This is a genomic window from Streptomyces sp. NPDC001678 (assembly GCF_042892945.1).
Taxonomy (GTDB): domain Bacteria; phylum Actinomycetota; class Actinomycetes; order Streptomycetales; family Streptomycetaceae; genus Streptomyces.
On the sequence record NZ_JBIAUP010000005.1, the window covers coordinates 56,748 to 69,301 of the forward strand.

The window sequence follows — 12,554 nt, forward strand, 5'->3', positions numbered from 1 at the left end:
TGGAAAGGATTCCTCATGCCTGAACCCACCCGTCCGCTTCATCTCGCCGTCGGGCTCGACCGGCCCGGGACCTATGCGGCCGAGCCGTATGCCGAGGCCGCCCGGCTCGCCGAGCGGGGGCGGTTCGACTTCGTCACGCTCGACGACTCGTTCGGGCCGCCCGGGCGGGGGCGGGGGCGACTCGACGCGCTCGCCGTGCTCGCCCGGATCGCGCCCGCCACGGAACGGATCGGGCTCGTGCCCACCGTCACCAGCACCCACACCGAGCCCTTCCACGTCTCCTCCGCCCTGGCCACCCTCGACTGGGCGAGCCGGGGCCGCGCCGGCTGGACCGTCGGGGTGTCCACGGACGACCGCGAGGCGGCCGTCTTCGGGCGGCGCGACGCGCCGGACGCCTGGGCCGCCTGGCGGGAGGCCGAGGCGGTCGCCGACGTCGTCGCCCGGCTGTGGGACAGCTGGGAGGACGACGCCGAGATACGGGACGTCCCCACCGGCCGCTTCATCGACCGCGACAAGCTCCACCACGTCGACTTCGAGGGCCCCGGCTTCAGCGTGCGCGGCCCCGCCATCGTGCCCCGGCCCCCACAGGGCCGGCCCGTGATCGCCGTCGACGCCACCACGCCGGCCGCCCGGGCCACCGCCGCCCGCCACGCGGACATCGCCTACGTCCGCGTCGGGAACCCGGACGACCCCCGGGCCGGGCACACCGTCCGCGCCGCGCGCGGCGAGTTGCGCCAGCGCGCCCGGGCCCACGGCCGCGACCCCGGCGGCCGCGCCGGCCGGCTCGTCGTGCTCGCCTCGCTGCCGGTCGCGCTGCACGCGGCCGCCGACGCGGTCGCGCTCGCCGACCTCGTCCACCGCTGGTACACCGACGGCGTCGCCGACGGCTTCCACTTCCGGCCCCGCGACCCCGACCGGGACCTCGCGCTGCTCGTCGACGGCACCGTGCCCGTACTCCAGCACCGGGGCCTGCTGCGCGGCTTCTACCCCGGCTCCACCCTCCGCGAGCACCTGTGCCTGACCCGTCCCGCCAACCGCTACGCCACCCCCAGCAGGGAGACCGCATGACCGCGCGCAAGCGGATGCACCTCGCCGCGCACTTCCCCGGCGTCAACAACACCACCGTCTGGGCCGATCCGAGGGCGGGCAGCCAGATCGACTTCGCCTCCTTCGAGCACCTCGCGCGCGTCGCCGAACGCGGGCTCTTCGACTTCTTCTTCCTCGCCGAGGGGCTGCGCCTGCGCGAGCACAAGGGGCGGCTGCACGACCTGGACGTCGTCGGCCGTCCCGAGTCGATCACCGTGCTGAACGCGCTGGCCGCCGTCACCGAACGGCTGGGCCTCGCCGCCACCGTCAACGCCACCTTCAACGAGCCGTACGAGCTCGCCCGGCGCCTCGCCTCCCTCGACCACCTCAGCGCGGGGCGCGCGGCCTGGAACGTCGTCACCTCCTCCGACGCCTTCACCGGCGAGAACTTCCGGCGCGGCGGCTACCTCGACCGGGCCGACCGCTACACCAGGGCCGCCGAGTTCGTCGCCACGGCCAGGGAGCTCTGGGACTCCTGGCCGCCACATTCCTCGGGGGCCGACGGCACCCCGCGTCCCTTTGCCCACCACGGACGGCACTTCTCCGTCACCGGGACCTTCGACGTGCCCCGGAGCCCGCAGGGCCACCCCGTGGTGATCCAGGCGGGGGACTCCGAGGAGGGCCGGGAGTTCGCCGCGTCCGCCGCCGACGTCATCTTCACCCGGCACGGCACCCTGGAGGCGGGCCGCGCCTTCTACGCCGACGTCAAACGGCGGCTGGCGGCGTACGGGCGGCGGCCCGGGGACCTGAAGATCATGCCCGGGGTGACCTTCGTGCTGGGCGACACCGCCGCCGAGGCCCAGGAGAAAGCGGACCACATCCGCGAGCAGCAGGTCTCCCCGCAGACCGCGATCCTCACCCTGGAACAGGTCTGGGGCCGGGACCTGTCCGGCTACGACCCCGACGGCCCGCTGCCCGACGTCGACCCCGACCCGGAGGGGCGGCTGACCCAGGGGCGGGTGCCGCTGGGCGATCCGTTCGCCGTCGCCGCCAAGTGGCGCGCCCTGGCGGAGGCCAAGGGCCTGTCCATCCGGCAGACCGTGATCGAGGCGACCGGGCGGCAGTCCTTCATCGGCACCCCGAGCCAAGTCGCCGCGCGGATGGACGAGTTCGTCACCGAGGACGCCGCCGACGGCTTCATCCTCGTCCCCCATCTCACCCCCGGCGGGCTCGACGACTTCGTCGAGCGGGTCGTCCCCCTGCTCCAGGAGCGCGGCGCGTTCCGTAAGGAGTACACGGGGTCGACACTCCGGGAGCACCTCGGGCTTCCGCTGCCCGTATGGAAAGGTTGACGGCCATGAGCACGAGTGACGCGCGACAGCGGTGGAAAGAGTGGCGCGAGGAGCGCACCGAGGTGGTCTCGGCCCCCTACGGCCCGCTCGCCCTGACGGGGACGTACTGGCTCTCCGGGCTCGCGGAGGGGCGGATCCCGGACACTCCCGGGCACTGGACCGAGGCCCCGGGCGGCTCGGGCGTCCTGCTGGCCGCGACCGCCGGCGACGGGCTCGCCCTGGACGGGCGGCCGTTCGAGGGCGAGACGGTGCTCACCGCCGACGCCGGGCCGGGCGCGGCCCGGGTCGCCCACGGGGAGCGGAAGCTGGTGGTCATACGGCGCGAAGGGCTCTGGGCGGTCCGGGTGTTCGACCCGGCTTCCCCGGGCCGCCGGGCGTTCACCGGGATCGACGCCTTCGAGCACGACGAGAGCTGGGTGCTGCCCGGGGTGTTCCGCCCGTACGACCGTGACCGGACGGTCGTGGTGGAGAACGCCGACGGGCGGACGCGCGGCCTGGGCGTGGCCGGTGAACTGGCCTTCGTCAAGGACGGGGAGGAGTACGCGCTACGGGTCTCGGCGGAGGCCGACGGCTCGCTGTGGGCCGTCTTCGCCGACGGCACCAGCGGCGTCTCCAGCTATCGCTTCCGTTTCCTCAAGCCCGGGGCCCCGGACGCCCAGGGGCGGCTGACCGTCGACTTCAACCGGGCGCTGCTGCCGCCGTGCGCCTTCGCCGACCACTTCATCTGCCCCTTCCCGCCACCGGGGAACAGGCTGCCGCTCGACGTCCCGGCGGGGGAGCGGAACCTCCTCGCCCGCTGACGCGTCGAAGCACCCGGGCAGGCCCAGGGCGATGGCCCCGGCGGCCGGAGAGCCGCCGGGGCGCTTCGTGGTGCGCGGGGGGCGCGTCCGAAAGGAGCCCTTGCGCCATGCCGTCCATGGCCCGAATACTCCCGAACAGCGCTTGTCAGGGGCACGGCGAAAGCGGAATCCGGTGTGCCTTTTCGGCTGCGCCTCACGGGTCCGCGCCCACCACGCGGACCCCCGACCCCCCTCGGGAGGAAGAACGTGAGGATCAAGCGCACCACCCCCCGCGGCACCACCACCGGACACATCAGGGTCCTGGCCGTGACGACCGGACTCCTGGCCGCCTCCGCCCTCGTCACAGGCGTCGCCCGGGCCGAGCCCGGCGCGTCGGCCGTCCCCTCGGCCGCCCGGCTCGCCTCCTTAGGGATGGCGGTGGAGTCCGCCGACGTCCCCGGCACCGCGTGGGTCGTCGACCGGGCCGCCGGATCCGTCGTGGTCACCGCCGACTCCACCGTCTCCGACGAGGCCATAGCCGGCATCAGACGCTCGGCCGGGGACGACGCCGACGCGATACGCGTCGAACGCACCCCCGGCACCTTCCGGAAGCTGCTCGCCGGCGGCGACGCGATCTACGCGCCGACCTGGCGCTGCTCGGTCGGCTTCAACGTCCGCAAGGGCAACACCTACTACTTCCTGACCGCCGGTCACTGCACCCAGGGCAAGCCGCAGTACTACACCAACTCCAGCCACACTACGAGCATCGGCCCCACCACCGGCACCAGCTTCCCGGGCAACGACTACGGCATCGTCCAGTACACCAACGGCACGATCCCGCACCCCAGCGAGGTCGACCTCTACAACGGCGGATCGCAGCGCATCACCACCGCCGGCAACGCCACCGTCGGACAGCGCGTCCAGCGCAGCGGCTCCACGACCGGGGTGCACGGCGGCACCGTCACCGGCCTGAACGCCACGGTCAACTACGGCAACGGCCAGGTCGTCCGCGGCCTGATCAAGACCGACGTCTGCGCGGAGCCGGGCGACAGCGGCGGCGCGCTCTTCGCCGGCTCCACCGCCCTCGGCCTCACCTCCGGCGGCAGCGGCAACTGCTCCTCCGGCGGTACGACCTTCTTCCAGCCGGTCACCAAGGCGCTCGGCGCCTACGGGGTGAGCGTCTTCTGAACCCGTTCCGAACCCGCCGGGCGCCCCTCGCGGGCGCCCCTCCACACGCCTGACCGCGAGCGCGCTCCGCCCTTCCCCACGCCTGCGGCCAGCAGCAAAGGAGCCCCCGGCCCCCGGGCCGGGGGCTCGACCACACCCGGGCGCGGGCATACCGTGGATATGTATCACCCGACGGTAACGGCAGGGGGTCATGATGCTCGCAGACCTCGTGGCGGCGGCGGTGGCCGCCGGTTCGGCCGGGGCGGTGTACGCGGCCGCGGCGTCCCGGGTGGTCAAGCAGTACGAGCGCGGTGTGGTGCTACGGCTGGGCCGGCTGCTCCCGGAGATCCGGAAGCCGGGATACACCATGATCATTCCGGGCGTCGACCGGCTGCGCAAGGTCAACATGCAGATCGTCACGATGCCCATCCCGGCCCAGGAGGGCATCACCCGCGACAATGTCACCGTCCGGGTGGACGCGGTCGTCTATTTCAAGGTCGTCAACCCCACGGAAGCCGTGATCGCGGTCGAGGACTACCGCTTCGCCGTCTCGCAGATGGCCCAGACCTCGCTGCGCTCGATCATCGGCAAGAGCGACCTGGACGATCTGCTCTCCAACCGGGAGAAGCTCAACCAGGGGCTGGAGCTGATGCTCGACAGCCCGGCCATCGGCTGGGGCGTGCAGATCGACCGGGTCGAGATCAAGGACGTCTCGCTGCCGGAGACGATGAAGCGCTCGATGTCGCGCCAGGCGGAGGCCGAGCGCGAGCGCCGGGCCCGGGTGATCAACGCGGACGCGGAGCTGCTGGCGTCGAAGAAGCTCGCGGAGGCGGCGGGCACGATGGCCGCGCAGCCCGCGGCCCTGCAACTCCGGCTGCTCCAGACGATCGTGGCGGTGGCGGCGGAGAAGAACTCGACGCTGGTGCTGCCGTTCCCGGTGGAGCTGCTGCGGTTCCTGGAGCGGGCGGGGGCGCCTGCGGCTTCGGAGGACTTGGAGGGGCCGCCTGTGCCGCCGGCCGCCCCGCCACCGGTCGCGCCGGAGGCTTTGGGCGTGCCGGATGTGCCGGAGATGCCGCCCGGTGTTCCGGAATCCGGTGAAGGGGAGGCGGGTATCGGACAGGCGTAGCCCACGGACCCCTTCTTGTCCTCAAGCGCCGGACGGGCTGAACAGCCCGTCCGGCGCTTGAGGACAAGAAGGGGCGCGCGTATGAAAATACGCGCTTCTGAAATTCGCCCTTGTGCACTCCCTCGCCCGCTGGGGACACTCGACGGACCAACTTGGCATGGACGCGACCCCCTCGTGGGGGTGCGGCTGTGTCGTTCTCCCTCCGGGCCCGGTCCGCATCCCGACCCTGGGCCCAACCCCCCACTGGAGGTGCCGAGTTGAAGAACCGTCGGGTGTCCGTCCGCGCCGTCCTGGCCGGGGTGGCGGCCGCCGCCCTCGCCGTGGTGACGCTCGTCCCGCAGCAGGCCCAGGCCTCGCCGGGCCCGGTCGTCCCCACCGCCCTCGCGGGGCTCACCGCGCTGACGGCCGCGGGGTCGTACTACGACGAGGGGTCCGGGCGGCTCGTGGCCGACGTCCTGGGGCGGGACGCCGAGGAGGCCGTCCGGGCGGCGGGCGCGCTGCCCCGGCAGGCCCGGTTCTCCCGGGCGCGGCTGGACGCGACCCGGCAGGTGCTGAGCGACCGGGCGGCGATCCCCGGCACCGCGTGGGTGACGGATCCCAGAGTCAACCGGGTCGTCGTGACCGCCGACAGCACGGTCACGGGGGACAGGCTCACCCGGCTGAACGAGGTCACCTCGAAACTCGGCGACACCGTGACCGTACGCAGGATCGGCACCCGGCTCACCCGGATGATCGCCGGCGGTGACGCGATCTGGGGTGGCTCCGCCCGCTGTTCGCTGGGCTTCAACGTCGTCAAGGACGGACAGCCCTACCTGCTGACCGCCGGGCACTGCGGCAACGTCGTGGCGAACTGGACGGCGGAGAAGGGCGGGCCGGTGGTCGCCACCACCCGGACGTCCGTCTTCCCCGGCCACGACTACTCCCTCGCGAAATTCGTGCCCGGTGTCGAGCACCCCAGCGCGGTGACCCTCGGCGGCGGCCGGACCCAGCCCATCACCCGTGCCGCGCCCGCGTACAACGGCGAGTCCGTGCGGCGCAGCGGCTCCACCACCGGGGTGCGCAGTGGGCGGGTCACGGGCCTCGACGCGACCGTCAACTATCAGGAGGGCCAGGTCACCGGGCTGATCGAGACCACGGTGTGCGCCGAGCCCGGCGACAGCGGCGGGCCCCTCTACGACGGCGACGCGGCGATCGGCCTGACCTCGGGCGGCAGCGGGGACTGCAAGCTCCCGGGCGCGAAGACGTACTACCAGCCGGTGCCGGAGGCGCTGGCCGCCACCGGGGCGGCCATCGGCTGACCCCGCCACGGACCGCGGCCCCCGGACACACCTCCACGGTGTCCGGGGGCCGCTTTTCGCGCGAGGACGCGCTCCGGATCAGAACTCGAAGACCGAGCCCTTGCCCGACTTCAGTTCGCACGGGTTGGCGAACGTGTGCTCGAAGCTGACCCTACGGCCGTCCCAGACGCCTTCCGCGGTGACGGTGGAGGGGTTCCACTCCCGCGTGCACGCGGTGCCTTCCTTGATCTTCACGACCTTGTCGAAGTCACCGTCGTTGAGGCGCAGCTGGGCACAGGCGCCGCGGGTGTTCGGGTGGGTGCCGCCGGCCTTCGGCGTACAGGTGAGCGTCACCGCGCGCTGAACGCCCGCGGTCGCCGCCGAGTCGCCCTGGCCGATGGTGAGTACGAGCGCTGAGGGCGCGTACAGACTCTGTGTCTGCGCCGCGGGTATGGGCGAGGGCGAAGCGGTCGCCGTCGTGCCCGCTCCCGCCAGGCCGCCCAGCGCGAGCGCGGCTCCCAGCGCGATTCCCCCAGTGATGTACCGCATTCCGAACACTCCCTTGTTCGTCGGTGCAGATAACGGACGGCAGTCTGGCCCAACTCGAGCATGAACGCACCCCGAACGGACACTTTCAGTCGTCGCCCGAAAACCCTGTGTAGCGGTGCCGTATGGCTGGATCCCGCGTGAGGCGGGTCTCCTCGGTGGCGGCACGGGAGTGCCGGACGGAGAAGCGAGTCCGGATTGGCGGGATATGGAGGGATTAAATGTTTCAGGAGTGTTGACCAGCGAGGATGCCTTGTTTTCATTGACGAAATATCAAGCAAGGCTTTGAAAACGCGAATTGCAACCCTTCGAGCCATCAGATCTAATGATCCCCAGGTCGCTCCGGGAGGCCCCCGTAGCCCGGCCGAAAAGAGGCTCGCCCGGTGACCGTGCGGCGGTCGCACCGATTCCGGGGCGTCGCAGCAATGGCCGAAGACCACTCAGACCGACCGTTCGGTCTGGGCCCTCCGGGGTGTCGCCGCCCGTGGAGGGGACGGGCGGCGACACCCGTACCGGAACCCCCGTGCGGCCGTCAGTCGGCCGGGATCTCGCGCCCGCGCCGGAGCGTGGCGGAGAGCAGCGTGACCGCCGTGCCCGCCACGGCCCACGCGGAGAGCACCAGCAGCGGGCCGGTCAGCGCGTTGCCCCGGAAGTAGGCCAGGGAGCGGGCCGACCAGGTGCCCGCGCCCGGTGGGAGGGCCGGGCCGATGGCCCGCCAGAAGGGTGGCAGCAGGGGGTAGGGGTAGGCCCCGCCCGCGCTGGGGTTGCCCAGGACCACGACGATGCCGATCGCCAGCCCGATGCCGACGATGCCCACCAGCCCCTGGAGGGCCAGCGTCAGGGACCCGACGGCGAAGACGACCAGCGCGCCCAGCCCCCACAGGCCGAGGATCCCGCCCGGCAGCGCGCCCAGGGCCGGGCCCGCGATCACCGTGCCGAGCAGGCCCGCGGCCAGCGCGTAGAGCGCGAGCGAGGCCAGCCGGATGACGGCCCGGTGGAGGTTCGCGGGGCGGGCGCCCGCGCTGATGGCGAGGATCGCGGCACACAGATAGCCGCCCACACACCAGCCCACGACCAGGTAGAACGCGCTGAGGCCGCGGGCGTCGCCGGCGGCGGCCGGGGCGGTGTCGACGACCCGCAGGCTGCGGCCCTCGGCCCGTTCGGCACGGGTGAGGACCGCCTCCGCCGCCTGGGCGAGCGAGGCGCCCGCGCCCCCGGCGACGAGCAGGGTGTCGGTGGTGCCGCGCGGGTGGACGAGCAGGGCCGCGTCCAGGTCCCGCGCGCCGATCTCCGCACGGGCCCGCGCCTCGTCGGGGACCGTGCGTGGGTCCAGGGGGTGGCCGGGGAGCGCGTCGAGCTTCTTCACCAGCTGGTCGCCGAGCGGCCCGGGCGCGACCACGCCGACCGCGATGTCCTTGGGCTTCGGGTTGTGGAAGGCGCCGACATGGGAGGCGACGAACGCGAGCTGGAGCACCAGCGCGCCGATCACCAGGACCGCCGCCCGGCCCGTCACGGCGTCCCGGACCTCCTGGACGAAGCGGGCGCCGCCGCCCGGGGTGCTGACCATGCTCCGAGCCTGCGGGGTTCGGGCGGCGGGCGCAGGCGGTGGGGGCCGGCCGGGTGACGCCATCGGGCGTGTTCGTACGAATGTTCGAGAGTTGGTTTATGGTGGAGACAGGAGGGGCGAAAAGAATCGGCCAAGGGGAGGGTGAACGCGAGCGGCAGGAGGTGCGATGGCGGCGTTCCGGGCGACCCGGGCCCCCGGGTTCACACACCTGCGCGTCGCGTCCGGCTTCTCGGCACGCTACGGGGCCGCACACCCCGAGCGGCTGGCCGAACGGGCCGCCGAGCGCGGCATGGACGCCCTCGCCCTCACCGACCGCGACAGCCTCGCCGGCGCGATCCGGTTCGCCAAGGCCGCGGCCAAAGCAGGGGTGCGCCCGCTGTTCGGCGTGGACCTGGCCGTCTCCGCGCCACCGCCCGCCGACGGCCCCACCGTGCGCCACCGCGCCCCCGACCGCGGCGGCGCCTTCGTCGACGAGTCCGCGCCCCGCGCGGTCTTCCTCGCCCGCGACGGCGCCCCCGCCTGGGCCGCGCTGTGCGGGCTGGTCTCCGCCGCCCACGCGAGCGGCGCCGAGCGGCCCGAGGTGCCCCGGGAGGAGCTGGCCCGCGCCGGCGCCGGGATCCGCGCCCCGCTGACCGTCCTGCTCGGACCGGACTCCGAGATCGGCCGCGCGCTCGCCGCCGGACGCCCCGACCGCGCCGCACTACTGCTGCGGCCCTGGCGCGAAATGTTCGGTGACGGGCTGCGGCTGGAGGCCGTCTGGCACGGCCGCACCGGCCCCGGCACCGGCCCCGGCTCACTGCGGCTCGCCGCCCGCACCGTCGGCTTCGCCGCCGACCAGGGCGTACGCGCCGTCCTCAGCAACGCCGTCCGCTACGCCGACCCCGGCCAGGGGCCCGTCGCCGACGTCCTCGACGCCGCCCGCCGGCTGGTGCCCATCGACCGCCGCCGGCCCGAGACCCTCGACAGCGGCGAACGCTGGCTCAAGGACCCGGCCGCCATGACGGCCGTCGCCACCCGGATCGCGGAGGCCGCAGGGCTCCGCCGGGACGCCGCGCACCGGCTGCTCGCCACGACCGAGGAGACCGCGGCCGAGTGCCTCGTCGACCCCCGGGACCACCTGGGCCTGGGCTCCGTCCACTTCCCCGAGCCCCACCTCGTCGGCACTGGCCCCCGCACCTCCGCCCGGGTGCTGCGCTCCCGCTGCGCCGCCGCCTTGGTGCTGCGCGGATACGACCGCGACCGCCGCTACTGGGACCGGCTGGAGGACGAGCTGCGCACCGTCGAACAGCGCGGCCTCGCCTCGTACTTCCTCACTGTCGCCCAGGTCGTCGACGACACCCGCGCCCTGGGCATCCGGGTCACGGCCCGGGGCTCCGGCGCGGGCTCCCTCGTCAACCACCTCCTCGGCATCGCCCACGCCGACCCCGTCGAACACGGCCTGCTGATGGAGCGCTTCCTGTCCACGCGGCGGACCGCGCTCCCCGACATCGACATCGACGTCGAATCCGCCCGCCGCCTGGAGGTCTACCGCGCGATCTTCGACCGCTTCGGCGCGGAGCGCGTCGCCACCGTCGCCATGCCCGAGACCTACCGCGTCCGCCACGCCGTACGGGACGTGGGCGCCGCCCTCGGCATGGCCCCGGCCGTCGTCGACCGGCTCGCCAAGTCCTTCCCGCACATCCGCGCCCGGGACGCCCGCGCCGCGCTCGCCGAACTGCCCGAGCTGCGCGCCGTGGCCGCCGAGGACCACGGCCGGCTGTGGGAGCTGGTCGAGGCGCTGGACGGGCTGCCGCGCGGTGTCGCCATGCACCCGTGCGGGGTGCTGCTCTCGGACGCCTCGCTGCGCGCCCGCACCCCCGTCGTGCCCACCAGCGGCGAGGGGTTCGCGATGTCGCAGTTCGACAAGGACGACGTGGAGGACCTGGGCCTGCTCAAACTCGACGTGCTGGGCGTGCGGATGCAGTCCGCCATGGCGCACGCCGTCGGGGAGCTCGAACGGGCCACCGGGCGCCGCCTCGACCTCGACGACCCCGCGCAGGTGCCGCCCGGCGACCGCAGGACGTACGAGCTGATCCGCTCCACCGAGACCCTCGGCTGCTTCCAGATCGAGTCGCCGGGCCAGCGGGACCTGATCGGACGGCTGCAGCCCTCGACCTTCCACGACCTCGTCGTCGACATCTCGCTCTTCCGGCCCGGCCCGGTCGCCGCCGACATGGTCCGGCCCTTCATCGAGGCCCGCCACGGCCGCGCCCCCGCGCGCTACCCCCACCCGGACCTGAAGGAGGCGCTGGCCGAGACCCACGGCGTGGTCGTCTTCCACGAGCAGATCATCGAGATCCTGCGGATCATGACCGGTTGCGACCGGGGCTTCGCCGACGAGACCCGCCGCGCCCTGTCGAACCCGGCGCTGCTGGGCCGGGTACGGGCCTGGTTCACGGAGCGGGCGGCGGCGCGCGGCTACGCGCCGGACGCCGTCCGCCGCACTTGGGAGATCGTCGAGGCGTTCGGCAGCTACGGCTTCTGCAAGGCGCACGCCGTGGCCTTCGCCGTGCCGACCTACCAGTCGGCCTGGCTCAAGGCCCACCACCCGGCGGCCTTCTACGCCGGGCTGCTCACCCACGACCCCGGGATGTACCCCAAGCGGCTGCTGCTCGCCGACGCGCGGCGGCGCGGGGTGCCGATCCTGCCGCTGGACGTCAACCGCTCGGGAACGGCCTATTCGATCGAACTGGTGCCTGAGTCCGGGTCCGATGGGGTCTTCGGGATCCGGCTCGCACTCTCCGACGTACAGGGCATCGGCGAGGCCGAGGCCCGCCGGATCGCCGACGGGCGCCCGTACACCTCGCTCCAGGACCTGTGGCAGCGTGCCCGCCCCAGGCGGCCCGTGGCCGAACGGCTGGCGCGGGTCGGGGCGCTGGACGCCTTCGGCACCAACCGCCGTGACCTGCTGCTGCACATCGCCGAGCTCCACCGCGGACTCCGCCACGGACGGCGGGTGCCCGCCGCCCAGCCCACGCTGATCGACAGCGCCCGGACCGAGCCCGCCGGCCTGCCCGACCTGGACGCGGCCGAACGGCTCGGCGCCGAGTTGTCCGTGCTCGGCATGGACGCCTCCCGCCACCTGATGACCGATCACCGCGCCTTCCTGGCCGAGCTGGGCGCGATCCCGGCCCACCGGCTGCGCGACGCCCGCCACGGCGAGACCGTCCTGGTCGCGGGCGCCAAGGCCGCCACGCAGACACCTCCGGTGCGGTCGGGGCGACGGGTCATCTTCACCACCCTCGACGACGGCACCGGCCTGGTCGACTGCGCCTTCTTCGACGACAGCCACGCGGCGTGCGCGCACGTCGTCTTCCACTCCTGGCTGCTGCTCGTCCGCGGCGTGGTCCAGCGACGCGGACCGCGCAGCCTCAGCGTGGTGGGGGCGGCGGCGTGGGACCTGGCGGAGCTGGCGGGGCTCCGGGCGGAGGGCGGGTTGGGGGCGGTGGCGGCGGTCCTCGCCGCGCCGGCTGCGCCGGTGGCTCCGGTTGACCGGCGCATCCGGTTGTCCACCGGCTATGCCATGCACCCGTGGGCGGATCTGCAGCCCGCGGGTGAAGGGGTGCCCACGGGGCGGAAGTTGTGGCACGCGAGTTCTGGGAGTGCGGGCCGATGACCGAGCGTTGGCTTTCCCCAGTCCCGCCCCTTCCCGGCTCAGCCGATATGCGGCTCCGC

Annotated in this window: 9 protein-coding genes; 7 read left to right on the plus strand and 2 right to left on the minus strand. The window is 73.8% G+C overall.

From position 1 onward, the window contains the following. The first annotated feature begins 15 nt into the window (after nt 1–15). From ACFYZR_RS12040 to ACFYZR_RS12065, 6 genes are all read left to right on the plus strand, one after another. Complete coding sequence (locus ACFYZR_RS12040) at nt 16–1,068, plus strand: LLM class flavin-dependent oxidoreductase (protein WP_391908714.1); 1,053 nt, start codon at nt 16–18, stop codon at nt 1,066–1,068. Between the two features lie 14 nt (nt 1,069–1,082). Continuing rightward, entirely contained in the window at nt 1,083–2,378 is a 1,296-nt protein-coding gene (locus tag ACFYZR_RS12045) for an NtaA/DmoA family FMN-dependent monooxygenase (protein ID WP_391909757.1), read from the plus strand. 5 nt (nt 2,379–2,383) lie between these two features. Beyond that, nucleotides 2,384–3,178: a DUF1684 domain-containing protein gene (locus ACFYZR_RS12050; RefSeq protein WP_391908717.1), complete on the plus strand. Its 795-nt coding sequence runs from the start codon at nt 2,384–2,386 to the stop codon at nt 3,176–3,178. 246 nt (nt 3,179–3,424) lie between these two features. After that, nucleotides 3,425–4,345 carry a S1 family peptidase gene (locus tag ACFYZR_RS12055; protein ID WP_391908719.1) on the plus strand — a complete coding sequence of 307 codons (921 nt, stop codon included), beginning with the start codon at nt 3,425–3,427 and terminating at the stop codon, nt 4,343–4,345. Nucleotides 4,346–4,538: 193 nt separating this feature from the next. Further along, nucleotides 4,539–5,450 carry a slipin family protein gene (locus tag ACFYZR_RS12060; protein WP_391909759.1) on the plus strand — a complete coding sequence of 304 codons (912 nt, stop codon included), beginning with the start codon at nt 4,539–4,541 and terminating at the stop codon, nt 5,448–5,450. Between the two features lie 257 nt (nt 5,451–5,707). Beyond that, nucleotides 5,708–6,748 carry a S1 family peptidase gene (locus tag ACFYZR_RS12065; protein WP_391908722.1) on the plus strand — a complete coding sequence of 347 codons (1,041 nt, stop codon included), beginning with the start codon at nt 5,708–5,710 and terminating at the stop codon, nt 6,746–6,748. Nucleotides 6,749–6,826: 78 nt separating this feature from the next. Here ACFYZR_RS12065 and ACFYZR_RS12070 read toward each other — a convergent pair whose 3' ends face one another. Both ACFYZR_RS12070 and ACFYZR_RS12075 read right to left on the minus strand, forming a co-directional pair. Then, nucleotides 6,827–7,276 carry a subtilase-type protease inhibitor gene (locus tag ACFYZR_RS12070; protein WP_391908726.1) on the minus strand — a complete coding sequence of 150 codons (450 nt, stop codon included), beginning with the start codon at nt 7,274–7,276 and terminating at the stop codon, nt 6,827–6,829. Between the two features lie 529 nt (nt 7,277–7,805). Then, nucleotides 7,806–8,840 carry a DUF3533 domain-containing protein gene (locus tag ACFYZR_RS12075; RefSeq protein ID WP_391908729.1) on the minus strand — a complete coding sequence of 345 codons (1,035 nt, stop codon included), beginning with the start codon at nt 8,838–8,840 and terminating at the stop codon, nt 7,806–7,808. 166 nt (nt 8,841–9,006) lie between these two features. Between ACFYZR_RS12075 and ACFYZR_RS12080 the strand changes: the two genes are divergently transcribed. Further along, a complete protein-coding gene (locus ACFYZR_RS12080; protein WP_391908732.1) occupies nt 9,007–12,495 on the plus strand; it encodes a DNA polymerase III subunit alpha in 3,489 nt (1,162 codons plus the stop codon). The last annotated feature ends 59 nt before the right edge of the window (nt 12,496–12,554 follow it).